Source organism: Desulfosarcina sp. (assembly GCF_033791525.1).
Classification (GTDB): Bacteria; Desulfobacterota; Desulfobacteria; order Desulfobacterales; family Desulfosarcinaceae; genus Desulfosarcina.
In genome coordinates this window covers 1-23,520 of the sequence record NZ_JASJGN010000213.1, presented here as the reverse complement: position 1 = coordinate 23,520, position 23,520 = coordinate 1, and the positions used below count along the sequence as shown (strand labels likewise).

General features: G+C 56.2%; 22 protein-coding genes and 1 pseudogene. 16 read left to right on the top strand and 7 right to left on the bottom strand.

Translation table 11 applies throughout. The features are described 5' to 3' along the window. The 7 genes and pseudogenes from QNK41_RS10620 to QNK41_RS10590 form a co-directional block, all read right to left on the bottom strand. Positions 1-608 (bottom strand): annotated as a pseudogene (locus tag QNK41_RS10620) (NADH:flavin oxidoreductase); the annotation flags it as partial. Between the two features lie 89 nt (positions 609-697). Next, a complete protein-coding gene (locus QNK41_RS10615) occupies positions 698-1,360 on the bottom strand; it encodes an oxidoreductase (RefSeq protein WP_319256537.1) in 663 nt (220 codons plus the stop codon). 170 nt (positions 1,361-1,530) lie between these two features. After that, the gene (locus QNK41_RS10610) at positions 1,531-2,340 is read right to left on the bottom strand and encodes an alpha/beta hydrolase (protein WP_319256535.1); all 810 of its coding nucleotides are present in this window, start codon (positions 2,338-2,340) and stop codon (positions 1,531-1,533) included. A gap of 55 nt (positions 2,341-2,395) precedes the next feature. Then, positions 2,396-3,601, bottom strand: a complete 1,206-nt coding sequence (locus QNK41_RS10605) for an aspartate kinase (RefSeq protein WP_319256534.1) — start codon at positions 3,599-3,601, stop codon at positions 2,396-2,398. A 177-nt stretch (positions 3,602-3,778) separates the two neighbouring features. Next, on the bottom strand, positions 3,779-4,360 hold the full coding sequence (locus QNK41_RS10600; protein WP_319256532.1) for a YqaA family protein: 582 nt from the start codon (positions 4,358-4,360) through the stop codon (positions 3,779-3,781). Beyond that, positions 4,361-5,005: a protein-L-isoaspartate(D-aspartate) O-methyltransferase gene (locus tag QNK41_RS10595; protein ID WP_319256530.1), complete on the bottom strand. Its 645-nt coding sequence runs from the start codon at positions 5,003-5,005 to the stop codon at positions 4,361-4,363. 588 nt (positions 5,006-5,593) lie between these two features. Then, positions 5,594-6,181 (bottom strand): 5-formyltetrahydrofolate cyclo-ligase, encoded by a 588-nt coding sequence (locus QNK41_RS10590; protein WP_319256528.1) that lies wholly within the window; start codon positions 6,179-6,181, stop codon positions 5,594-5,596. Positions 6,182-6,637: 456 nt separating this feature from the next. Here QNK41_RS10590 and serS point away from each other — a divergent pair, with 456 nt between their 5' ends. The 16 genes from serS (at position 6,638) to QNK41_RS10510 (ending at position 23,301) form a co-directional block, all read left to right on the top strand. Continuing rightward, complete coding sequence (serS, locus tag QNK41_RS10585; RefSeq protein WP_319256526.1) at positions 6,638-7,912, top strand: serine--tRNA ligase; 1,275 nt, start codon at positions 6,638-6,640, stop codon at positions 7,910-7,912. Continuing rightward, on the top strand, positions 7,909-9,414 hold the full coding sequence (thrC, locus tag QNK41_RS10580; RefSeq protein WP_319256524.1) for a threonine synthase: 1,506 nt from the start codon (positions 7,909-7,911) through the stop codon (positions 9,412-9,414). Before serS ends, thrC begins: the two co-directional genes overlap by 4 nt. 223 nt (positions 9,415-9,637) lie before the next feature. Continuing rightward, positions 9,638-11,452: a LysM domain-containing protein gene (locus QNK41_RS10575; RefSeq protein ID WP_319256522.1), complete on the top strand. Its 1,815-nt coding sequence runs from the start codon at positions 9,638-9,640 to the stop codon at positions 11,450-11,452. Between the two features lie 65 nt (positions 11,453-11,517). After that, positions 11,518-12,285 carry a tetratricopeptide repeat protein gene (locus QNK41_RS10570; protein WP_319256520.1) on the top strand — a complete coding sequence of 256 codons (768 nt, stop codon included), beginning with the start codon at positions 11,518-11,520 and terminating at the stop codon, positions 12,283-12,285. Between the two features lie 63 nt (positions 12,286-12,348). Continuing rightward, entirely contained in the window at positions 12,349-14,037 is a 1,689-nt protein-coding gene (locus QNK41_RS10565) for a PAS domain S-box protein (protein WP_319256518.1), read from the top strand. Positions 14,038-14,146: 109 nt separating this feature from the next. After that, on the top strand, positions 14,147-14,668 hold the full coding sequence (locus QNK41_RS10560) for a nitrous oxide reductase accessory protein NosL (RefSeq protein ID WP_319256516.1): 522 nt from the start codon (positions 14,147-14,149) through the stop codon (positions 14,666-14,668). Next, positions 14,652-16,097 carry a sensor histidine kinase gene (locus QNK41_RS10555; RefSeq protein WP_319256514.1) on the top strand — a complete coding sequence of 482 codons (1,446 nt, stop codon included), beginning with the start codon at positions 14,652-14,654 and terminating at the stop codon, positions 16,095-16,097. The genes QNK41_RS10560 and QNK41_RS10555 overlap by 17 nt, the downstream gene beginning before the upstream one ends. Position 16,098: 1 nt before the next feature. Continuing rightward, on the top strand, positions 16,099-16,542 hold the full coding sequence (locus QNK41_RS10550; RefSeq protein WP_319256511.1) for a response regulator: 444 nt from the start codon (positions 16,099-16,101) through the stop codon (positions 16,540-16,542). Further along, positions 16,539-17,393 carry a response regulator transcription factor gene (locus QNK41_RS10545; protein WP_319256509.1) on the top strand — a complete coding sequence of 285 codons (855 nt, stop codon included), beginning with the start codon at positions 16,539-16,541 and terminating at the stop codon, positions 17,391-17,393. Before QNK41_RS10550 ends, QNK41_RS10545 begins: the two co-directional genes overlap by 4 nt. A gap of 141 nt (positions 17,394-17,534) precedes the next feature. Then, positions 17,535-19,664 (top strand): TonB-dependent receptor, encoded by a 2,130-nt coding sequence (locus QNK41_RS10540; RefSeq protein ID WP_319256507.1) that lies wholly within the window; start codon positions 17,535-17,537, stop codon positions 19,662-19,664. A gap of 10 nt (positions 19,665-19,674) precedes the next feature. Continuing rightward, a complete protein-coding gene (locus QNK41_RS10535; protein WP_319256505.1) occupies positions 19,675-20,304 on the top strand; it encodes a YHS domain-containing protein in 630 nt (209 codons plus the stop codon). Beyond that, positions 20,282-21,163, top strand: a complete 882-nt coding sequence (locus QNK41_RS10530) for a 4Fe-4S binding protein (RefSeq protein ID WP_319256503.1) — start codon at positions 20,282-20,284, stop codon at positions 21,161-21,163. Before QNK41_RS10535 ends, QNK41_RS10530 begins: the two co-directional genes overlap by 23 nt. Next, the gene (locus QNK41_RS10525) at positions 21,150-21,347 is read left to right on the top strand and encodes a hypothetical protein (RefSeq protein WP_319256501.1); all 198 of its coding nucleotides are present in this window, start codon (positions 21,150-21,152) and stop codon (positions 21,345-21,347) included. Before QNK41_RS10530 ends, QNK41_RS10525 begins: the two co-directional genes overlap by 14 nt. Further along, a complete protein-coding gene (gene exbB / locus QNK41_RS10520; RefSeq protein ID WP_319256499.1) occupies positions 21,334-21,756 on the top strand; it encodes a TonB-system energizer ExbB in 423 nt (140 codons plus the stop codon). Before QNK41_RS10525 ends, exbB begins: the two co-directional genes overlap by 14 nt. Beyond that, complete coding sequence (locus QNK41_RS10515; protein ID WP_319256497.1) at positions 21,749-22,129, top strand: biopolymer transporter ExbD; 381 nt, start codon at positions 21,749-21,751, stop codon at positions 22,127-22,129. Before exbB ends, QNK41_RS10515 begins: the two co-directional genes overlap by 8 nt. Then, complete coding sequence (locus QNK41_RS10510; protein ID WP_319256495.1) at positions 22,126-23,301, top strand: TonB family protein; 1,176 nt, start codon at positions 22,126-22,128, stop codon at positions 23,299-23,301. Before QNK41_RS10515 ends, QNK41_RS10510 begins: the two co-directional genes overlap by 4 nt. The last annotated feature ends 219 nt before the right edge of the window (positions 23,302-23,520 follow it).

Sequence of the window (23,520 nt, the reverse complement as noted above, 5' to 3'; positions counted from 1 at the left end):
AGCAGTTCCAGGAAAAATCGGATGCGGTTTTCAAAACTGCCGCCGTATTCGTCGACACGATGGTTGGAATTGGGCGCTAAAAACTGGTTGATCAGATAGCCGTGGGCCCCGTGGACCTCAACGAAATCGAACCCGGCATCCCGGCATCGCCGGGCAGCATCGCCAAAAGAAGCCACGAGTTCGCCAATCTCTTCGATGGTCAACTCCTTGGGAACCCCCTTCACCACCGCTGGCGCTGGAATGGGTGACGGTGCCACCTTGCGGTCGTGGTAGGACTGACGGCCCCCGTGCATCAGCTGAACGCCGAAGCACGTATCAAAAGATTTCACCGCCTCGACCATCTTTTTCAGGGCGGGGATGCATGCATCGTCCCACAGGGCGGGCAGCCCGGGCAGTTCCAGGCCCGTGGGGTGCACACCGCCGCCGCCCACCAGGATCATGCCCGCGCCTCCCCTGGCCCGGGCCGCCAGGTAGCCGGTCAACTGATCGGTAACATGGCCGTTTTCATCCACGCCGAAGTTGATGCTCATGGCGGACATGAGCAGGCGGTTCTTGGCCGTCATGCGGCCGATCTGGATGGGAGAGAAAAGATGCTTCAGGATGGTCATGGAGTCCTCCGGAAAAAGATTGCCGCAAAAAAGTAAAACCGGTCGGTCTTATCACTGAAACGTGGGTATACACCTTATGGATGGGCCCGTCAATCGGCCCCCCGTTCGGCGATAGCAGCCGAAGCCAGCACCCGGTTGCCGGGTGGATCCTCCACGGCGATCCGTACCATGGCTGCAGCCACCGTGCGGGCATGGATGGGCTGATACTGCCTGGGAATGGCTAAGCGGAGCCACCGGCCCAGCACCTGACCGACCGCCTCACCCGGACGAAACTCCCGGCGGTCCCCCAGTAGCAGGGATGGCCTGAAAATACTGACACGGGGAAATCCCAGCGTTAGGATCGCCGCTTCCAATTCGCCTTTGACCCGGTTGTAAAACAGAGGCGAATTCGCATCCGCGCCCATGGCCGAAACCAGCAGAAAGTGACTGCTGCCGGCGTTTAGAGCAGCCCGGGCAACCATCAGGGGATACTCGTAGTCCACCTGTCGGAACGCCTCCCGGCTGCCGGCCTTCTTGATGGTGGTGCCCAGCGCACAGATGGTCTGGTCGGCAGCCACCTGATCCCGCCACTCATCCGGACGCCCGAAATCGATGATCCGGGCGTCGAGCTTTGAAAAGGCCTCGGTACCTGGGAGTGCTGAACGGGTCAACGCAATGACACGCTCGTAGGTTTCATTCTCCAGTAGATGATTGAGAATATGACCACCGACCAGCCCGGTGGCACCCAACAGCAAAACAGTTTTCTTTTCCATAGCAGGGTATCCTTACCATTTTATTAGAACGCATCTCAAAAATAAGAATCAGGATTCAGGGCAAGGCTTGAAACGGCGAAAAAGCGGAGCATACAGGTAGTATGTGAGCATTTTTAGTCGTTTTGTAACGCCGCCATGGGCGCTCAGACTATTTTTGAGATGTGTTCTACTCATTGGCGACGATCGGACGACAGGTATGCGTTGACCGCATCCCAATACACCGGCGATGTTTCTACAGAGTTGTGGTCGGTCCCCTCAACGGTGACGGCGGTTAGCGGCCCGCCCCAAACCGAAGCCAATTTTTGGGCAAACCGCACCGGCACCACCTGATCGTTGGATGCGGTGAGAAAAAGAGCCGACGTGGTGATGCCCGGTGCCAGGGCCGCGGAATCGAAGCGGTGTTTGAGCATCAACCCTACCGGAAAGATCGGATAGTGGGACCTTGCCACATTGACCAGAGAGTCGAACGGGGTGACCAGGATAACACCGCCCACCCTACGTTTAGCCGCCACGTGCACAGCGACCCCTGATCCCAGGCTGCGTCCCATGACCACTATATGGGCCGGATCGACGCCTTCGGTCGCCACCATGTGATCGATCACAAACAGGGCATCGGACAGCAATGCCTTTTCAGACGGCTTGCCGTCGCTGCCGCCGTAGCCGCGGTAGTTCATGAAAAGAAACGATCGGGCGTTGAAGCGTCCGAGATCCGCAAAGTTGAGACTCACATCCTCGGCGTTTCCCCCGTAATAGACCACAAGCGGATGGCCGGGACCGATCTCATTTTTGAAAAACCAGCCGGTAAGGGTGACGCCACCGTGGTCTATACGGACTTCGCTTTCGGCATAGCGGGACTGGTTTTGCGGGGCGGTCGGCTGGGGAATAAAGATCATTCTGCCTTGTAACAGGTAGAGCAGCAGGGTTGCCCCAACGAAAAAAACAACAAGAATTTTGATGGTTTCCAGGATCATTTTAGTCATTGTCGAATTTCAGGGTACAGTTGCAAGGGGTGGTTCACCGTCGTATTTAAATCGTTTACGCAATCCAATTCCCATGGCACAGGCGCACGCCGTCGTCGATCTTTTCCCGGGGGACCAGCAGTGAGATGCGAAACGAAGTGGTGGTGACACCGGCAATCGCGATTTCATGTCGTTCCAGCAGGGCCAGGGCCTCATTCAGGGTGTCGTTGGTCCGGTTAAGCCCTTCGCCAATCAACGACAGCGCACTCAGGTGCGTATCGAACCGGACGGCCTTGCCCAGACGCCGGGCCAGGGCCTCCCGGATCTCTTGCCAACCGTAGACATTGGGAGAGGATACCACAAAAGAAACCCGCGATGCACCAGGATCGTCGGGTATATCGGCGGCATGAACCTCCTTCACCGGCACCTGCTCTTGCTCCAAAAAACCCAATGCCCATTGGAAACCAGCCAATGCGTGATCCCCGCTGATGCGAACCCGTGTGATCGCCTCCTCGCTGACCACTGCCTGCACGCCGGCCACCTTGCCCGGCGGCAGTTTCCTCACCACCGTCTCCTGTCTACGGTCAAATGTGCTGCGCGCATAAATGGCAATCTGCTTTTCCTTGGCGAACTGAACCGCCTGGGCGTTGAGCACCTTGGCGCCGGCGGCGCTCATCTCCTGCATCACCGGATAAGAGACTTCCGGCAGGTGACGGGCATCGGCCACCCTGGACGGGTCGGCGGAGTAAACCCCGTCCACGTCCGAGTATATTTCACAGCGATCGGCATCGATCGCAGCGGCGAGAGCCACCGCCGTGGTGTCCGATCCACCGCGCCCCAGGGTCGTAATGTCCCTTTTGTAGCTCACCCCCTGAAACCCACCCACCACCACGACCCTGCCCTCGGCCAGTTCATCCAGCACCCGAAAGGGACGCACCTCGATCACCTGGGCATCATTGTGGCGATGGTTGGTAATTATGCCGCACTGGGATCCGGTCAGGGAGACCGACGCTACACCCAGTTCGTTCAGGGCGATGCACAGCAAGGACATGGTGATCCGTTCGCCCGTGCTCAGCAGCATGTCCATCTCCCGTCTCGGCGGTGTCGATGACATGCTGCGGGCCATCTCCACCAGCTGGTTCGTGGTTTTGCCCATGGCGGAGACCACGGCGGCCACGTCCATGCCCTGCTCTTTGACTCGGGCAATCATTCGTGCAACCTTCATGATCTTGTCGACATCGGACAGGCTGCTGCCGCCGAATTTTTGCACGATACAGGTCATGGCTATTCCCTTTTATATGCCGGCTCAATGCAGCCTATCTCAAAATGCTGCAGTTCGTTCAAGATCAAGGCAGACGACCATTTCAACCGGAGGCATACATCGGGTATGTCGAGGATTGAAATGGGAGACCAACGCAGATATTGGCCGAAATGGGGCGTTTTGAGATTGGCGCCACACCTAAAACAGAAATTTGATCAGTATAAAGCTACCCACCAGCAATACCGTGAAGGTAACTGCCAGCAGATTGAAATAGCGGTCGATAAAGCGCTGGATGCGCGGACCGAACAGATAGATCAAGCCGCCCACAAGGAAAAACCGGGCTGATCGGGATACCATGGATGCCAGGACGAACACCGTGAAGTTGATTTTGAACATGCCGGCGGCAATGGTGAAAACCTTATAGGGGATAGGGGTGAACCCGGCGATACCCACTGCCCAGGCGTCGTATGTGTTGTAGAGGGTTTCGATATAGGCCACTTTGTCCGTCAGGCCGTAAAAGTCCACGATGCGAATGCCCACCGAAGCCATGAAATGCCAGCCGATCAGGTATCCCAGGCACCCCCCGAAAATGGATCCGATGGAGCAGACAAGGGCGTATTTGAGTGACTTGTCCGGCCGGGCCACACACATGGCGATAAGCAGGACGTCCGGCGGAATGGGAAAAAACGAGGATTCGGCGAAAGCCAGCAGAAACAATGCGCAGGTGCCATACGGGGTGGCGGCCCAGTGAAGTACCCAGTCGTAAAGACGCCTGAGCATTTACTGCTCTCTCCAGCCGTGCTCGCCGACTAGCTTGACAAAACGGCACCCGCCCAGATTGGACTGGTGGATGCCCTCTTCGTCACGAACCAGTTTGATAAGATCCTGGGTGTGGCGATCCCCCACCGGAATCACCATCCGGCCGCCCACGGCCAGTTGGTTGACCAGCACCATGGGGATCTCCGGCGCACCGGCGGTGACGATGATGGCATCAAAAGGGCTGTGCTCCTTCCAACCGGTGGTACCGTCGGAATACCGGGTGACAATGTTGTGGTAGCGCAACTGATCAAACAGCTTTCGGGTTCGGGTATACAGCGAGTAAATGCGCTCTACCGTGTAGACCCGAAAGGCGATCTGGGCCAATATGGCCGCCTGGTAGCCGGAACCGGTGCCTATCTCCAACACCCGGTCCTCCGGGGTCACTTGGAGCGACTGGGTCATTTCCGCGACGATGTAAGGTTGCGAAATGGTCTGCTGTTCACCGATGGGCAGCGGAAAGTCGCCGTAGGCCTGATCCATCATGGCTTCGCTGACAAACAAATGGCGGGGGACGGTCCGCATGGCCGACAGCACACGGGGATCCGTGATCCCGCGGGCGATGATCTGTTTGGTGACCATTTCATTTCTCAGGCGCTGGTATTTCATTGGCACGTTTCTCCCAGCACGTGTTTATCAATTAAGGCAAGTCAGGTCAAGAAGTTAGACGGTGTCCGCCCAGAATTGGCATCTTCCGGCCCAGCCCTGTGTTCTCCCGTTTTAGAATTCCTCGACGTAGCACTGCTACGCCTCCGGTTTCGAAAACGCTGCGGCCTTGATCTGATCCACAATCTACCATTTGTGGATGGACACCGACATTTCAAGCCGAAGGGCGGAACCCAAAACTCAGAACCCCGAACCCCGAACCCCGAACCCAGAACCGGCACCAAACTAAAAAAGCGCCCCGCAACGGGAGGCGCTTTCAATCATCCACGCAATGCGTCGATGAGCTAAATATTGATGAACTTGTAAAAAGTCGCATTTCCGACGGATTCGTAAAAAGCCCGAGATCAAGGCTTGCGTGCCGCGAAAGCGAGCTTAGGCGAGCGAATGGCAAATCGTTCAAGATCCTTACGGCGAACATTCATGTTCCATCCTGAGGAAGGAGGCGTACTTACGGTAGACCGCAGTGACGAAGGATGAAGCGTAACGCAGATATTTATCCGCCTCAGGCGGATCGGGTTTTTTGCGAATCCGTCAAATCTTATAGATCACCCGTCTCTCAGTGATAATGATATCGACATGTTTGTCGTGGGATTCCATGGGCACTTGGGGGACCAGTTGTCCCTCGAACACCAGGCCCACCTTGCGGGTGGTCATGGGCAGGTCGGGGATGATCCGGTCGTAGTATCCGTCACCGGATCCGATCCGCCCACCTTTTTCATCCATGGCGATTCCGGGAACGATGGCGATATCGATTGAATCCAGCGGAACCGGCTTGCATTTGGCCGGGTTCGGTTCCAGAATTCCCCGCGGGCCGTTGATGAGATCCTTGTCCGGGTTGTCCACTTTCATCAGTTTCATTTTGGATTTGGCCGTATCAAAGGCGGGAAGCACCACGATTTTGTTGAATTCATAGGCCCGCTTGATAATGGCATCCGTGGCCACTTCATTTTCCGTGTTCACGTAAAGCATGACAATCTTGGATTCGAGAAAGTTGGCGAACTCAAACAGTCGATTTTCGATAACGCGGGTGTTTGCTTTGAGCACATCGCTGGCAAGTGAATTGAAGAAAGTCGATATTCCATTTCTGATTTCCTGTTTTTTTTCCCGAACTTCATCCATTGACATCTCCATCTTTGTTTTTTGTATCTGGTCGCAGAAACTCACCGATAACAGTTAAACCCTTTCCCGCGAGAAAAGCACGGGGGAAGGATCATATTGATGACAACGATCAATTTTCCGACCGCTCACACCCACGGCTGCAAGCAGCCGGAGATGTGCTGCCTATCACGGTTCTACCGGCAATCATGATTGACTAATTAGACCACTTGAGATAAGCTCGCGCTTGATTTTGCCTTCGGTGTTCGCCTATAGGCGTTAAGACGATTAATTTGGCCAGGCTAAAGGGAGGACGCCGTATTTGCTATACTTCGACGACCGATAACGCAGACCAAGTTAGTTGTCTTAAAGCCTATGTCATCGGTATGCCGTTCACCGCCCCCATAACAAACTGTCACCGCCACCTGGAATCTGATGTATGGCCCCGTTTAAACGTGATTTTGGATAATAAGGACAAATATGCTGGAAATCAAGCTCGTCAGAGAAAATTTGGAACTGGTCAAAACAGCCATGCAAAACCGTGGGACGGCCTTTGATTGGGAGGCCTTTCAGGCCCGGGACACCCGGCGAAAAACCATCCTTTTCGAATTGGAAGAACTCCGCCGCCAGCGCAACAGCGTGTCCGACCAGGTCGCCCGGATGAAACGCAGCGGGGATAATGCCGATGCCATCATCGATCAAATGCGGGATGTGTCCACAACCATCAAGAACTTGGAAAGAGATTTGGGAGAAGGCGAATCGGCCATCGGCGAGATGATCATGGCCATGCCCAACATCCCGCACGCAAGCGTGCCGGTGGGCAAAACCGAAACGGACAACGCCCTGGTCAAAACGGAGGGTGAACCCACTGTCTTTTCCTATGCACCCCTGCCCCATTGGACCATCGGGGAGAATCTGGGAATCCTGGATTTCACCCGCGCCGCCAAAATCGCCGGCGCACGCTTCCCCCTCTACCTGGGTGTGGGAGCCCGCCTGGAGCGCGCGCTGATTAACTTCATGCTGGACCTGCACACCACGGAACACGGGTATAAAGAGGTGCTCCCGCCATTTATCGTCAACCGGAAAAGCATGACCGGCACCGGCCAGCTGCCCAAGTTCGAGGCGGACCTCTTCAAGCTAGAGGGGTTGGACTACTTTCTCATCCCCACTGCTGAAGTCCCGGTGACCAACATCTACCAGGAGGAGGTTCTGGACGCGTCACAGCTGCCGGTCTTTTTCGCGGCCTATACCCCCTGTTTCCGCTCCGAGGCTGGCTCCTACGGCAAGGATACGCGCGGGTTGATCCGGCAGCACCAGTTCAACAAGGTGGAACTGGTCAAATTCACCCGGCCGGAGGTCTCCTACGACGAACTGGAATCGCTCCTGGACAATGCGGAAACCGTGCTTCGACGGCTTGAACTGCCCTACCGGGTGATCACCCTGTGTACCGGAGACATCGGTTTTTCCGCAGCCAAAACGTATGACATCGAAGTGTGGATGCCCGCCCAGGGGGTCTATCGGGAGATCTCCTCATGCAGCAACTTCGAAGATTTTCAGGCCCGGCGAGCCAACATCCGCTTCAAGGAAAAAGGCAAAAAAGGCACCCGGCTGGTCCACACCCTGAACGGCAGCGGCCTGGCCGTGGGCAGGACCCTGGCGGCCCTGTTGGAGAACTGTCAACAGGAGGACGGCTCCGTCGTCATCCCGAAAGCGCTTAGACCATACATGGGCGGAACGGAAAAAATACCCTCGTGAGACGCGACCAATTCCCGGAAGATATCCAGCCGCACCTGATCCCTGAACCCAGCGGAGAACTCGTCTACCGATGCCTGGGCTGCCCTGCCGAACACGGCATCGAATCCCTGCTTTACACCTGCCCGGACTGCGGAAGCGTACTGCTCATCCATGACCGGCAGTTCGATCGGCTAAAGGCCATTGACGGCGAGCATTGGCAGCGCATAATAGACTACCGGCGCATGCTCAAGATCCCGGCAGTAAAGGGCATCTACCGCTACCACGAGTTCATCGGTCCCGTCATCCCTCTGGATTCGGTGGTTTACCTGGGAGAAGGCCACACCCCCGTGGTGGAAGCCAACGGCCTTCTCCAGGCCAAAGCAGGCATGCGTTTTTTTTACAAGAACGACGGTCAGAACCCCAGCGCATCCTTCAAGGACCGGGGAATGGCCAGCGCCCTGAGCTACATCAATTTTCTCATTCGGCAGGGGCTGGTCGACCAGGTGCTCTCCATCTGTGCGTCCACTGGGGATACCAGCGCCGCCGCGGCTCTATACGCCGCTTATCTCAAACCCCGGATCAAGTCGGCGGTCCTGCTGCCCCACAAGAAAGTAACCCCCCAGCAGCTCTCCCAACCGCTGGGAAGCGGGGCCGACGTCTTCGAGATACCCGGGGTGTTCGACGATTGCATGAAAGTTGTCGAAGCCCTTTCCGAGCAATACAACGTGGCCCTGCTCAACTCTAAAAATGCCTGGCGCATTTTAGGACAGGAGTCCTATTCCTATGAAATCGCCCAGGACTTCGACTATGCCATGGCCGACAAAGTTGTGGTGGTGCCCATTGGAAATGCGGGCAATATCACTGCCGTGATGAACGGATTTCTCAAGTTCCATGAGGTAGGTATCATCGACGCCCTGCCTAAAATCGTGGGTGTGCAATCCGTCCACGCCAACCCCGTATTCCAATACTACAGCGAACCGGATTCCAGTAAACGAAAATTCGTGCCCATGACCGTCAAACCCAGTGTGGCCCAGGCCGCCATGATCGGCAACCCGGTCTCCATGCCCCGGGTGATCCATCTGGTGGATCGCTACAACCAGGTTGCCGGCCGTCAGCGGGTCTTCTTTGTGGAGGTGGCCGAACAGGACATCATGGACTGGCAGCTCACGGCCAATCGCAATGGCCACATCGCCTGCACCCACGGCGGTGAGTCGCTTGCCGGGCTGCAGGTGGCCCTTAAAAATGGATTTCTGGATTCCAACGAAACGGCCATCGTGGATTCCACAGCCCACGCTCTCAAATTTTCAGGTTTCCAGGACATGTATTTTCAGAACCGCTTTCCGGATGGATTTGCCGTTTCTCCAGACCCTTCACTGGTCAATCAGCCACGCTATGTCCATCCGAAACACCTGACGCAGGTGCCTGCACCGGGAAAACCACTGGAACCGGGGGCAATGGCCGTCTTCGTTGAAGCCATCTCCCGGCAGATCGCCGCTGAACTCGGATTAAAGAAGAGGACCTGACACGGTGTTGAAAACACGTCATGGGCGCAGCCAAGACAAGGCAACATTTGCATCATAATTAGAATTTATGGATGATAATTGAGCATTTGGCGTCGAATGGTAACGCCGTATAGCCGGGCACAGTCGTTTTTCAACAGCCTGCTGAACGGACATCATCGGTTTCCGGTGGCAACGGGGATTGACCCCAAGCCGGAACCCCAACGAAAAAGACAGGTAAACGGCCATGGTCATGAAACAACCGAACCTTTTTCTACGCCCCCTCCTTCGCAGGATTCACTTGCCGGTACTGGCGTTTATCCTGCTGTTCCTGACGGCGGACACTTATGGCGCCATGCTATACAAAAACTACGTGGTGCGCTACGACCGCGGCTGGGATATCCTCTGCGACCCCTACCAGGTCCAGCAGGGGGATTGGGTGCTCAAGATCTTCCGCCAGAAAGGGGAGCTCGCTCACAACGATTTCAGGGAGTTTCTGGGCATTTTCGAGCGCCTCAACCCCCATGTGAAAGACATCGACAGGATCCGTCCCGGGCAGGTGGTGGACATCCCGCTGAAAAAGCTGACCCAGGGCGCCCTGCCGGGCCAAGCCTCCGGTGTGGTCACCATCCCGGTCGTCATGATCAGCAGCCCCAAAGAAATGATGGAAAAGCATACCCGGACCTACACCATTCAAAGGGGCGACACCGTCTCCACGCTGATTGCCAACCAGTTCGGCGGCCGATACGGAAACACCACCTACAGCCAGGGGCTGGAGCTGTTCAAGGCCGCCAACCCACACATCAAGGACCTCAATCGAATTTACGCCGGGCAGAAGATTTACATGCCCGATCCTTCAATCCGAGAACAGAGCTGGTACAGCGCCCTGTTCGATGAAGCCGGTAATCTGGTCGAACAGATAACGGATGCCGAGGAAACCGAACCCGTTGAACCCCAACCCCAACCCGCCGTTGCGCCTGCTCCGGAGATGGCCGCGCTTCCCTCGGAGACGGCCGGCACCGGTCCGGCTGCCGAAGCTGCATCGGCGATCGGGGGCCGCCTGCTGGACAAGGGGACCTATTTTTTCCCCATGAAACAGGGCAAGGATTTCGAGCTTGACCTTTCCCGCTACCCCATGATCGACCTGCAGAACGGGTCAAAGGTGATTCTGACATCCCAGGATCGGGTGATGAATGTGGATCTGCCGCTGATTCAATCTTACTGGGATAATGTCAAGGCGGTGAAGGTATCCGACAACGCCTCGTCCCAGGACATTCTGGAAGCCGTCTTTTCGGCCTTTTCAGGAGAAGCATCCAGCAACCACCTGGCCTTTGACGATGGGGGGGTAAGCATCAAGCTCAGCGCCAAATGGATCCGCACCGAACCGTCGGCCGATGGCCGCGTCCCCCGCCATTCCTGCATCACCCCCATCATGTCCGCCTCCGAGCGAACCCACGACAGCATTGTCCGCTACCTGGACCAGAACGACATTCTCATCAAGGAGATCCTGTCCGGGACGCCGGAGGCAACACGGCGGCCGATTCGCACGGAGGGAGCGGCAGATGTTGGCAGCATCGACGGCACCAGCCAGAAGGCACTTATCGATTCGTTTGCCGCCTTAATGGGATTTCACTACTCACCCAACACCAGCATCAGCTTCCCCTATGCCGGCATTCAGGTCCAGGCCCTGTCGAACCTGCTCTCTTTCGGGAACGGGAGGGAAATCCTCATCGATTTCGGAGACCTTTACGGTGATGCGGTAAATGCCATCAGGGGTACGGGGCTTGAGATCCTGCAAATCAATGTAGACGCCGGACCGGTGGAAATCATTCAACGCCTGATGGAAACCGCTGGTATGGCCTATACGGCATCCCCCATTTTTTATGGAGCGAAACGGTCTGCTGAGTTCAACACGGCCATTTCTGTCAACGGCATTCTCATTCCAACTGACACCGGAGAAAATCGACTGATTACCGAGAAAAAGATACCAGAATTGATCATAACCTTTCTACAGGACCAGGACATCAAGCTGGTGCGGATCAAAGACACAGCCCGACTATAGTCTTATCGAAGGATTGCCGGGATAGATGAATCAACCCGGACACGCTCATAATAAGGAGAACGTCCATGGCACGTTGGCGACCGGATGCAATACTTTTTTTACTTTTTACCGTGCTGCTGCTTTCAGCATGCGTCACCACAGGCATTTCTCACCAGGATAAAAAAAAAGCAGCTGCCGCCATTAACCTGGGAGAAGCCCACATGAGCGGCGGGAATTATACGGCAGCACTGGGAGAACTGCTCAAAGCGGAAAAATTAAACCCAACCGATCCCTTCCTGCATAACGATCTGGGTCTGGTATATATGGCAAAGGAGAGGTTCGATCTTGCAGTGGTGCATTTTGAAAGAGCGGTACAGCTGAGACCCGACTACTCCTTGGCCAAAAACAACCTGGGGAGTGCCTATCTGGTTCGGAAAGAATGGGACAAAGCCATCATTGTTCTGGAGGATGTGAGTGGAGACATGCTTTACGCCACGCCTCACTTTCCATTGTCCAATCTGGGCTGGGCTTACTACAACAAGGGGAACTATGACAAGGCCCGGCACTATTTGAAAGAGGCGCTGGAGCTGCAGCCGGAATTTTATGTCGCCCAGTTGAATCTGGGCAGGACCTACCTGGCTTCCGGGCAACTGCACGCCGCGCTGTCCATGCTAGAAGCGGCGGCACAACTCTATCCCAAAGACCCCGCCTTGCTATTGGAGCTGGGAAGAACGTATCGCCTGTTGGGAGACTACAACAATGCCAGAATGGCCCTGAAGGCGGCCATTGAATATACTGAAGATTCGGAACTGGCCGTCGAGGCATCCGAGGAATTGAACAAAATCTACCAGTAACCGCACCACTATTCATCTGCACATCACCCGTTCGCCGGTGGATGGTTGGCCGAGGGAAACGTTATGACCAGAGACGACCGCTCGACTGAGCATTTACCGTCCGACCTGCTGCAGCAAAAAATCGCGGAACTGACCCGCCACCAGACCGAGTTGAAAAGGGTCAACCAGTCCCTCGTCGGCGAAAGGCAAGCGCTCAAAAGAAAACTGACCGATTGCTCCCGTTTTTTACAGGCATCGACTACCGGCCTGATATCGCTGGACAAGTCCGGTCTCATCGACGGCGTCAGCCCGCGCGCCGTCGACATGCTCGGCGCAGACCAAGCCTACTTGCTGAGAAAACCCATCAGCCTGTTCATCGCACCAGAAGACCAGGCCGTTTTTTTCATCAATCGTAGTCGGATTTTCGCCGGAGCCCAGAAAGAGCCTTTTGAACTCCAACTCAAGACAAAGGACGGAGCCGTATGGTCCGCCAGGGTAAATGCCCAACCGGTGGAGACGCCGAACCAGAATCTGCCTGGCATGCTGTTGGCCGTGGAAGACATTACCCCTTATCGACAGGCCTTGGAAAACCTGCAGCTCAAGGAGTACTTTGTCAACCTGCTGTTTTCCATCATCGATGACCTTTCCATCTGTTCCCCGGCCGATATCGACGAAATTATTGTCTACGCTTTAGAAAAAGTCGGATTGGTCTCGGGGGCGGACCGGGTTTATGTATGCCTGTTTCATGATCGGAAGACCCGGCTATCCATCACGCACGAATGGCTCAGCGACGGAATCGGAACCCCGGCACCAAGCCTGCAGAACGCCAGATTAGATCCCTTTTCCAGGGTTCTGAGCCAGGTGAAAAAGAGCAGTACTGTCACCGTTGCGGATATGGATACCCTGACAGCGATGGATGTCGCCGCCCATGAGGGGTTTCATTCTCCGGGAGTCAAATCGTTTCTGTTCACCCCCTTGTTTTACGGCCGCTACCTGCTGGGCATCATCGGCTGTGATGCAGTCAAACAACCGGTGGCCTGGTCCAGCGAAACACAAAACCTGGTCAAATGCGTCGGCAGCACCATCGTCAATGCATTGATCCGGCGGCAGGCCCAGAAGGCGCCGGCCAAGATTCGCGAGACGATCCTTCAATTCGTCACACCCGGGGCTCAGGCAGCCGGCGACGACCTCATCGACTACGAAGGCCCCATCGAGATAATCGATAGTGAGGTCAGGGCAGAGGATGAGGCACACTGGCGTTTCGAAGAAGGGGAGCCCGATGACCCGGGCATGCTGAGCACCGCACTGCTCAAGGACGGGAAAACGGCCAATATCGCCTGCAAGCACTGTAACCGCCAAAAGCTGCTGGACATTTCCGACATCCGGAGCATCGGCACACGACTGAAGGCCACCTGCGCCTGCGGCAATGAAATGTACATCAAAATCGAACTTCGCCGTGAGCATCGCAAAAGGGTCAACCTCGACGGCGTGTTTATCCGCGGTCGTGGCGACCGGCTTGCCTTGAAATCGGACGACTGGGGAAGAATACAGATCGACAACCTCTCTCGCCATGGCATCGGTTTCAAAGTCGTCGGCAAACCGGACGTGCACGTCAACGACCAATTCCGGGTCAAGTTCACCCTCGACAATACAGCCGGCTCGGTTATTCAAAAGGCGGTGGTGGTGCGTTCGGTGGCCGAAGAGACGATCGGCTGCCAATTCGTGGGTGAAGACGCCTGTGATGTGACCATCGGCTTCTACATGATGACCTGATCGGTCGCGAGGGACAGATGTCGGGAGACTGAAGTCGGCGGTTTGTTTGCTGCACCGCGTATTTAGAGCCTAATCTTAAAAAAAAGTCTTCTCGATAGGGAATGTCCACATGTCGAAGTTATTGAGGCCGGTTATTCTGGCGAAATGGGTGCTTACGGTGATGCTTTTGCTGCCGGTTTGGGTGCTGTCGGTCCATGCGGAGGATTTATCCTGCCGGTATTGCGGAATGAAAAAAACGCAGTTCGGCCACTCCTGGACGATCATCACCCATTCAGACGGGAATGAAGAGATGACGTGCTCGATCCATTGCGCGGCCATCGACATGGCACTTCATACCGATAAACCGGTATCCCGAATCACGGTGGGAGACTACGGCACCCACAAACAAATTGCGGCGGAATCAGCCTTCTGGGTGATCGGAGGGAACAAGACAGGGGTAATGACCGCCCGGGCCAAATGGGCATTTGAAACCAAAGCCGATGCCGACCGGTTCATCGAAGCCCACGGCGGGAAACACGCCGACTTCGACGCGGTCATGAAAGCGGCTTTCGAAGACATGTATCAGGACGTCCTCATGATCCAGAAAAAGCGACAGATGATGAAGTTTCGAAAAGATGCCGCCAAAAAGTGAGCGCACATCCCCTGTTTTCAGGGCGGCCCCACCCGCTAGAATTTATCTTTCGGTGGGAGGCATCGGCCTGCTGATTCTCGCCCTTGTATCCTACGGGTTCTATATTGGCGAACGCATGACCTCCCTGGACGCGCCAATGATGAACGCTGTCAGCAAAATCAAGCTGGAGGCAGCTATCACCGGTCTGATGATCGAGGAGATATTGGCGAATGGTATCGTCGGCGGGTTGGAGGAGAACTGGGAACCACTGGTCACGGCGGTAAGCACCCTTCGGCGACTAACGGAGGCGCAGGCGGATTGGAAAACGGCGCTGCTTCCTTTTCTAAGCGCCGGCCTTCAGAACGACATCGATGAATTGGAAATCAAGCGAGCGGAATGGGAGGCCGGCGCGAACCGTCGCGTTCGAGAAGAGGCGCATGATTTTATACAGGACGACGCCGAGCTTCATTACCAGGCCGTCTTTTTTGAGTTCATGGAGGTCGTGAGCCGACTGGAGAATCGTGTTCAGGAGATCCTGACCGAAAATTTAAGACGGTTTCGATATGCACAGGGGGTACTCATTCTATCCTGTCTGGGGCTCACCCTGCTGGCCGGCATGGTTCTGTTTCGCTTCGAACGGCAACGGACCCGGCATCTGAAGGAACTTCTTCGGGCCGGGGAGCGGTTAACCATCGAGGTCGAGGATCGAAAACGAACGGCCCGGGTACTGTCTGAGCAGACCGAGGAACTGGAACGGAGCAACCGAGATCTCCAGCAGTTCGCCTATGTCGCCTCCCATGATCTTCAGGAACCCCTGCGGATGGTGTCGAGCTATGTCAAACTGCTGGAACGGCGGTACAAGGGAAGGCTCGACGCCGATGCCGACGACTTTATCGGTTTCGTGGTGGATGGCGCCGCGCGAATGCAGAGAATGATTCGAGACCTGCTGTCCTACTCCCGGGTGGGAACCTGTGGTAACCCGACGTCCTTGACCGACACCCTGGAGGTCTTCCGTCAGGTTGTCGCCAACCTTCGGGTGGCCATTGAAGAGAGCGGTGCCCGGATCACCCATGATCCCTTGCCCGTAGTGAAGGCCGATCCGACCCAGCTGTCCCAGCTGTTCCAGAATCTGATCGCCAACGCCATCAAGTTCCGTCGGGAGATACCGCCGGAGATCCATGTCTCCGCCGATCGGAATAACCGGTTTTGGGCCTTCTCCATCCGAGACAACGGTATCGGACTCGATCCCGAGTTCGCCGATCGAATCTTCACCATCTTTCAGCGACTCCATACCCGGGAGGACTATCCGGGAACCGGCATGGGGCTCGCGATCTGCAAAAGAATCGTGGAGCGCCACCGCGGTATCATCCGGGTGGAATCCGTGCCAGGCCTCGGTTCGACATTCCACTTCACTTTGCCGGCGAGTGAAAAAAGTGCCAAGGATTTGTAAAATGGAAGGCAAGGAAATAGACATTTTGCTGATCGAGGACAACCCCGGCGACGCCCGACTGCTTAAGGAGGCATTGGGGGAATGCAGAATGGATCACCGCCTGGAGGTGGTGACCGACGGTGTCGAGGCGCTTCGATACCTTCGGCGGGAAGAACCCTACTCGAGGGGATTTCGGCCCGACCTGATCCTGCTGGACCTCAACCTGCCGAGGAAAGACGGCCGGGAAGTTCTGAAGGAGATAAAAACGGATGCGGTGCTGCGGCGGATTCCGGTGATGATCCTGAGCACCTCCGAGGCCGAAGCGGATATCCTCACCGCCTACGACTGCCACGCCAATTGCTACATCTGCAAGCCCCTGGATCTGGAGGCCTTTTTCGAGGTTGCCGAATCGATTCGCCGATTCTGGGTTGACACGGTTAAGCTTCCGGCAAAGGATACCCCATGATTCATAGCATTCGGGCCCTCCTGATCGAAGACAATCCCGGCGATATCCGGTTGATTCAAGAGATGCTTTACGAAGCGGACCCGACCGGTTGCGAAGTGACGGTTTTCGATCGGCTGGCGGAGGGGCGGGCGGCGCTGGAAGCAGGCGTCTATGATGTAGTTCTGCTGGATCTGACCCTGCCCGACAGCGTGGGGTTGGAGACTCTCTCCTGCCTCTGTCCCGGCGTTACCGCCGTGGCGGTGATCGTTCTGACCGGCCTGGACGACGAAGCGACCGCCGTGGAGGCACTCCGGAAAGGGGCTCAGGATTATCTGGTCAAAGACCGAACGACCCCGGAGGTCCTCCGGTGCTCAATTCGCTACGCCATTGAACGCAAACGGGTGGAACAGGCCTTGCTGGACCGGGAGCGGGAGTTGGAGGCCCAGACCCGGGATCTGGAGGAGGTCAATGCGGCCCTCAAGGTGCTCCTGAAGCAGCGGGAGGCAGACAAGACCGAACTCGAGGAGCGATTGGTGTTCAATTTTCGGGAATTGGTGAAACCGTTGCTTGAGAAGCTCAAAACCAGCGGGCTCGACCAGCGTCAGAAGGGGTTTCTTGAGATCGTGGAAACCCAGTTAAACGATATCCTGTCCCCCTTCCTGCGCGGGGTTTCTCAAGGATATCTAAAACTTACTCCCACGGAAATCCAGGTGGCCAACCTGGTCAAACACGGTAAAAGCACCAAAGAGATCGCCAGCCTCATGAACCTGTCGGCCCGGACCGTGGAGGTCAACCGCAACAATATCCGCAAGAAGATCGGGATCACCAATAAAAAAGTGAATCTCAGGACCTATCTCCTTTCCATCCGATAATATCTAGATTTTATAAGTATTCCATACGCAATGTTCTAGTCTTTACTTTTCCCCGCCTTCCGTCACAATTAAGATCAAGGATATTCCAGCCAGTCCTCTCAAGGACCCGAAAAGAATTCTCACCCTCGCCCTGGGATCGACATGAAATCATTCTCAATCTTTTTTGGCCTGCTTGCGCTTTTCGTCATTCACGCTCTCCCCGGCACGGTGGTGGCGGAAGAGCCGCTGCCTGCACACGAACTGGATGAGGTCAGCATCACCGCGACCCGGATTGAACGCAAGACCGCCGAGGTTCCGGCGAGTGTGGTGGTGGTCGGTGAAGAGGCCATTCAGGAGACCCCGATGACCAACATCAAGGAAGCCATTCGGGGGATTCCGGGTGTTCTAATCGATAGCCCCAACCGGGGGTACGACTCCCGAATTATCATTCGAGGGGCCGGTCTCAAGGCCCGGTACGGGGTTCGGGATATCATGGTCCTTCTCGACGGCGTCCCCATCACCGACCCCGACGGCCTGACCCGGTTGGATTTCATCGACACCCAGTTGATCGACCAGGTGGAGGTGGTCAAGGGCCCCAATTCGACCCTGTGGGGCGCCAATGCCGCCGGAGGGGTCATCAACATGAGCACCAAAAGTCCATTTGAACGGGAAGGCGGCGTGGCCAAAGTCGGGGTCGGGGATTATGAAACCCGGAACTACCACCTGTCCTATTCCGACAACATCGCCGAGACCGTCTACTACACCCTGAGCGGCAGCCGGCGGGAATCGGAGAATTCATGGCGACGCTGGAATGAATTTGAAACCAACCAGGCCTCCCTTCAAGGTGCGATGATGCTCAATGACGGATCGACCCTGGAGAGCTATTTTGGATACACCAACGCAGACATCCAATTACCGGGGAAACTGAACGAGGACCAGTTCGAGAAATACGAGATGACAGGCGAGGCCCCAGAAACCGATGGACCCTGGCAATACTCAGGGCGGTATTCAGATATTTTTTTCGTCAATGCCAAGTATACCAAGGAAGTGGGGCCGTGGGAATTCAAACCCGTTCTCTACCTGAACAAATGGACCCATGAACACCCCATCACCGGCCGAATCAACGATGCGGACACCAACACCTTCGGGGCCGATCTTCAGGTCAACCGGGACCACCGCCTCGCCGGTATGGAGGGCATACTCACCTTCGGTGCCACCGGACGGTGGGACGACCAGGAAACCGAATATTACCGGTATGCCGATTTTGCCACGACACCGGGGGGACGGATCACCGAGGTGCTTTCTGATCGAAGGGGCGATTTGATCGAGACCCAGGACCGCCAGGTTGATCTTTATGGGTTCTACGTTCAAGAATCACTCCGACCCACCGACCGGTGGATCGTCGATATGGGACTGCGCTACGACGAGATCCAGATGGATATCACCGGCACGCGGACCGAGGAATACAGTTACAGCAGGGGGATGTATATTGCGGCGGAAGATCCCGATGACGTCCGAAAGAATTTCAACGGGTTCAGTCCCAGGATCGGAGCCACCTTCAAGTTCACCGACTGGTTAAATCTGTACTGCAACTTCTCCCAAGGCTTTCAAACCCCTACCGAGGGAGAAGTCAGCGATAACCCGGATCTGAATCCGGTGACCATTCAAAATTACGAAATTGGGCTCAAAACCCGGACCCGATCATGGGTGATTGATTCTGCCGTCTACTACTCCCCGGTAGAGGATGAGGTGGTCCAGGTGATCGGGCCGGGCGGAGATAGCCAATACGCCAATTCCGGGGAAACCCTGAAGCGGGGGTTCGAGTTCTCCGGTGCCTGGTATGCCCCCTGGGAAGCCTTGGAGGGATTGGAATTCGGCGCCGGTTATTCCTACACCAACTATACGTTCGAGGATTTTACCGAGCCGGTTCGGGTAGGCTTCGGGGTTGTTAATATGGACCGGAGCGGCAACACCCTGCCATTCATCCCGGCCCATCAGTATTCCTTCTATGGGCGTTACCGCCACGCGTCAGGGATAACATTCAAACTGGAAACCTTTTCATGGGGGTCCTACTACGTGGATAACGCCAATACAGAAAAATACGGAGGATATGACTTCGCCACCAATGCCTTCATCGGGTACGAAAAGGCGCCTTTTCAGATATCGCTCAATGTGGACAATCTGTTCGACCAATACTACGCCGTGGAGGTCGAGAAAGACACACAGGGCGTCAAACGATATACACCGGCGGCGCCGCGAACCTTTCTTGTGCGGCTGGCCTATAATTTTTAAGGAGGGAATCGTGCGTATCAGATCGATGGTCACTTTTGTTCTGGCGGTCCTTATTTCACTGGCTGCGGCGGAGTATCGCTGGGGGGATTCGAGCCACGCCATCGGGCTCCTGTCCGTTAACGGGGGCAAGGCCCGCCACCCCTCCTTTCTGGAGAGCGGGTGGGATCGTTATACCCAGATTACCACGGCAACGGTGTTGCCACCCTACCGGGGGGATGTCCGCGTCGTATTGGAGGGCAACCCGCCCCTGGATTACGAACTACGTTTTTCGGGACCGGTGGTCGACCTGGGGTTGCGGCGGCTGCCTGATTTCCGGGATGACATCCTTTACGGCGTGCAACCGTGGGATCGTCTCGCCTTATGGGTGCTCCTGCGTTCTTTTCCATTGGATCCGGTTTGCGGCATGTCCGTCCGGGAAGGAGACCTCTCATACACGTATCAGGGGAACACGCACCTTTTCTGCGGAAAAGGGTGTCTGGCGTCGTTTCGGGCGGAACCGGAACGATACAATCGAAAAGACACCCCCCGTGGCAAATATAACCTGGCCTTTTACGACACCCGCACCGAAAAATCGGTGCTGAAGGTGCCCCTTATCTTCAAGGGAAAGGAGGATTCCCATGCATCGGGCGGACATCACTAAACCGGCCTTTCCCGGCAGACGCCGCTACTGGATCATGGCGCTGGCAATGGTTCTGTTTCTTCCGCCGCTGTCGTTCCTGTTTCAGTTCACCGGGGACAGTAATTTCTGCGGCACCTGGTGCCCCCGCATGTTTTTCGTATGGCGCAAAGGCGCCAGCCTGGACGCCTATTTCATGGGATATCTGAGAAGTTACATGGGGGTGGCTTTAGTTTTCGGAATCCTGCTCACGACCTTTTTCTTCGGCCGGTATTGGTGCAGCCACCTCTGCCCCATCGGGGGAACCATGGAGTTGGGAAGCCGGCTGGTGCCCCGGTTCCTGAAAATCAATTTTGCTAAAATTCCTGCCCCCGCCTTCCGTTATGGGTATCTGTCGGTCTACTTCGGAGCCGCTGCACTGGGGCTGGGCAGTCTTTGCTGTTCATACTGCAACTTCGCCACCATCCCCCGCATGATCGGGGCCCCCTTTTCAGGGGCGGACATGGCCTATTTTCTGCGGACCGCCGGATTGATCAACCTGGGGCTGGTGCTTCTGCTGGGTTTTTTCGCCAAAGGAGGCCGGGCCTATTGCAATCTGCTCTGTCCCATTGGGGCGCTGGACGGGCTTTCAAACCGGGCCGGGGCCCGATGGGGGCGGCGCGTATCGGTCCATCCCGCCAAATGTAACGGGTGTGGTGACTGTCTGGACAGCTGCCCCACGTGGGCCATCGACCTGACAGATCGGACCGCCCGAATCGATGCCCTTTCCTGCATGCCCTGCGGGGACTGCAAGACCGCTTGCGCCAGGGGGGCCATCGACTACGGGAAGACCCTTCTTCCAATTCCTGCTCCGAAAGGAAAGCCCGCATATGAAAAAGGTTAAGCAGCAAATCCTGTACGCGCTGATCGGGGCCTCCGGCGGCCTGGCCGGCATGCTTCCGCTTTCCCGCTGCAGCGGTAACTGCGCCGCCTGTTTCGGGTGCGCCGGCGTCGGCCTGGGCATCGTCTTGGTCCTGGTCGGTCAAACGTTCAAAGGGGTAAAGGAGGGGTCCGATGGAATGGGTTAAAGAACTGATCGACTATGGGGTGATCGGATTTCTGCTCCTGATGAGCGTCGTCGCTCTGTCGGTGGCGGCGGAGCGGTTTATTGTCTACAGCCGTATTCGTGTCGATCACTTTTCCAATAAAAAATCTTTGGAACTACTATTGTCGGGAAAACTCCATATCATCGCCACGATCGGCAGCAATGCACCCTACATCGGCCTTCTGGGGACCGTCCTGGGGATCATGATGACCTTCTACTCCATGGGGGTAGAGGGTTTCATGGACACCGGGAAGATCATGGTGGGGCTCGCCCTCGCCCTGAAGGCCACGGCGGTGGGGCTGGTGGTGGCCATTCCGTCCATCGTCGCCTACAACCTGCTCCTGAGACGGGTCAAGGTGCTCCTGATGCAATGGGAGATCGAAAATGGATGAAAAGGAATTCGATTACCTCAACGTCATCCCCCTGGTGGACATAATGCTGGTATTGCTTACCATCGTTCTGACCACTTCCACCTTTATCGCGTCGGGGGTTATTCCCGTCGATCTTCCCAAGGCCGGGGACAAATCAGTGGAGTCAATGGAATCCCAGATCATCGAAATCGACCGGAATGGCCAGGTGCATATCAACGCGACGGCCGTATCCCTGCTCGACCTCGGCATTGCCATTCGGGGGCTTGACCGTTCCGTGGCGGTGATGATTCGAGCCGACCGGGCCATCGCCCTTCAATCCTTCGTGGATGTGCTGGATCTGGTCAAGACCCTCGGTTTCACCAAGGTCCACCTGCAAACCGAAAGCCGACTATGAGGACGCAGCTCCATGGCATCTATATCTCCCTGATGGTCCACGGAATGGCCGCGATTCTCCTTTACGGGGTCAGCCACGGGATTACCCCGACGGTCAGGACCGTGGCCCTCGATTTCAGCCTCGATTCCGGCGGCCGAATCGGGGAGAAAGGTTCGGCAGCAGGCGGCGGGTCCGGGGGCGATGAAGCGCAGCCTCAAAATGAAGCGTCACCTCCAAAGGATTTCCCCGGCGACCGGAAGGTCCCCCCCCCCATGAATCCGGGGATCACCCCCAAGTCCAGTGTTTCCGATCCACCACCGTCGGTTGCCGAGGAACAACCGCCGGTTCTGAAAGCAATGCCCCCCGCCGCAGAAACTTTACCCCCAGTTGATGAAGGACCTGTCGCTGTTGTGGAAGCACCGCCGCCAGTTTTAAAGGCGCCACCTCCCGTTCGGGCAGAAACACCGCCCACTGAAAAGAGACCGACCCCTGCCCGCCGAATTCTTCCGGACGACACACTGAAAGCCATTCTGAAAACACCCCCATTAAAACCCGTCCAGCCGAAACCCGTGCCTCGGAAGAACACGGTTGACCCGGTTACTAAAAAGAAGGCTAAACCCGATCCATCAATCATAGCAGCCAAAAAAGCCCCTCCCCCTACTCAGGTGAATTCTCGACCCGAAAAAAAACCGAAATCGCTTCTACCCATGCCAAAACCGGCAGCAGGTCCCGAATCCCCGAGCCTATTCCCGGGCGCCGGGTCTGTTGCTGCCACGAATCCATCAGCCGAAATCAGGGCAAACAGCGCAGATGACCTGTCCGAAGGATCTTCCGGGCATGTGGGTACTGGTTCACTGAGCGGTCCGGATGATGAAGGTTCGGGTAATGGGGGAGCCCTGCGTGGCGACGGGGGAACTGCCTATCTTGGCACACATTTCAACTTCATCCGCGGACATCTGAGGGAGCACTTGTGTTATCCCAGCATCGCGCGAAAACGCGGATGGTCCGGGGAAGTGATGGTCTCTTTCACCATTTACCCGGACGGCCGCGCAGACAACATCGAAGTCCGGAAAAGCTGCGGCATTTCTCTTCTGGATAAAAGCGCCTTGAAAACGGTTTACAACGCCAGCCCGTTTCCCAACCCGCCCATGGCGGCTAGAATTGTCATCCCCATCGTTTACCAGTTGAACTAGCGGGCTCCCGTTCACGACAACGGTGAACACATATTTCGCTATCATGGTTTGTGAGAAAAAGAAGGTTACACGAAAGATTATAGGAAATTGAACCCTCCCCGCGGCCCCGATGAGCGGGATCTCTGCTTCACTCCGACCCCGATAATCGGGATTTTTGCTTCGCGCCAACAAGCGACGGGGAATGCGCTCCCTGTCGCGGTTCAAAAGGAGGAGGTGGTG

What these genes read in the sequence shown, in the direction of transcription:
- QNK41_RS10615 (WP_319256537.1), bottom strand. Translation starts at nt 1,360, where the DNA reads ATGGAAAAGAAAACTGTTTTGCTGTTGGGTGCCACCGGGCTGGTCGGT.
- QNK41_RS10610 (WP_319256535.1), bottom strand. Translation starts at nt 2,340, where the DNA reads ATGACTAAAATGATCCTGGAAACCATCAAAATTCTTGTTGTTTTTTTC.
- QNK41_RS10605 (WP_319256534.1), bottom strand. Translation starts at nt 3,601, where the DNA reads ATGACCTGTATCGTGCAAAAATTCGGCGGCAGCAGCCTGTCCGATGTC.
- QNK41_RS10600 (WP_319256532.1), bottom strand. Translation starts at nt 4,360, where the DNA reads ATGCTCAGGCGTCTTTACGACTGGGTACTTCACTGGGCCGCCACCCCG.
- QNK41_RS10595 (WP_319256530.1), bottom strand. Translation starts at nt 5,005, where the DNA reads ATGAAATACCAGCGCCTGAGAAATGAAATGGTCACCAAACAGATCATC.
- QNK41_RS10590 (WP_319256528.1), bottom strand. Translation starts at nt 6,181, where the DNA reads ATGGATGAAGTTCGGGAAAAAAAACAGGAAATCAGAAATGGAATATCG.
- serS (WP_319256526.1), top strand. Translation starts at nt 6,638, where the DNA reads ATGCTGGAAATCAAGCTCGTCAGAGAAAATTTGGAACTGGTCAAAACA.
- QNK41_RS10575 (WP_319256522.1), top strand. Translation starts at nt 9,638, where the DNA reads ATGGTCATGAAACAACCGAACCTTTTTCTACGCCCCCTCCTTCGCAGG.
- QNK41_RS10570 (WP_319256520.1), top strand. Translation starts at nt 11,518, where the DNA reads ATGGCACGTTGGCGACCGGATGCAATACTTTTTTTACTTTTTACCGTG.
- QNK41_RS10565 (WP_319256518.1), top strand. Translation starts at nt 12,349, where the DNA reads ATGACCAGAGACGACCGCTCGACTGAGCATTTACCGTCCGACCTGCTG.
- QNK41_RS10560 (WP_319256516.1), top strand. Translation starts at nt 14,147, where the DNA reads ATGTCGAAGTTATTGAGGCCGGTTATTCTGGCGAAATGGGTGCTTACG.
- QNK41_RS10555 (WP_319256514.1), top strand. Translation starts at nt 14,652, where the DNA reads ATGCCGCCAAAAAGTGAGCGCACATCCCCTGTTTTCAGGGCGGCCCCA.
- QNK41_RS10550 (WP_319256511.1), top strand. Translation starts at nt 16,099, where the DNA reads ATGGAAGGCAAGGAAATAGACATTTTGCTGATCGAGGACAACCCCGGC.
- QNK41_RS10545 (WP_319256509.1), top strand. Translation starts at nt 16,539, where the DNA reads ATGATTCATAGCATTCGGGCCCTCCTGATCGAAGACAATCCCGGCGAT.
- QNK41_RS10540 (WP_319256507.1), top strand. Translation starts at nt 17,535, where the DNA reads ATGAAATCATTCTCAATCTTTTTTGGCCTGCTTGCGCTTTTCGTCATT.
- QNK41_RS10530 (WP_319256503.1), top strand. Translation starts at nt 20,282, where the DNA reads ATGCATCGGGCGGACATCACTAAACCGGCCTTTCCCGGCAGACGCCGC.
- QNK41_RS10525 (WP_319256501.1), top strand. Translation starts at nt 21,150, where the DNA reads ATGAAAAAGGTTAAGCAGCAAATCCTGTACGCGCTGATCGGGGCCTCC.
- exbB (WP_319256499.1), top strand. Translation starts at nt 21,334, where the DNA reads ATGGAATGGGTTAAAGAACTGATCGACTATGGGGTGATCGGATTTCTG.
- QNK41_RS10515 (WP_319256497.1), top strand. Translation starts at nt 21,749, where the DNA reads ATGGATGAAAAGGAATTCGATTACCTCAACGTCATCCCCCTGGTGGAC.
- QNK41_RS10510 (WP_319256495.1), top strand. Translation starts at nt 22,126, where the DNA reads ATGAGGACGCAGCTCCATGGCATCTATATCTCCCTGATGGTCCACGGA.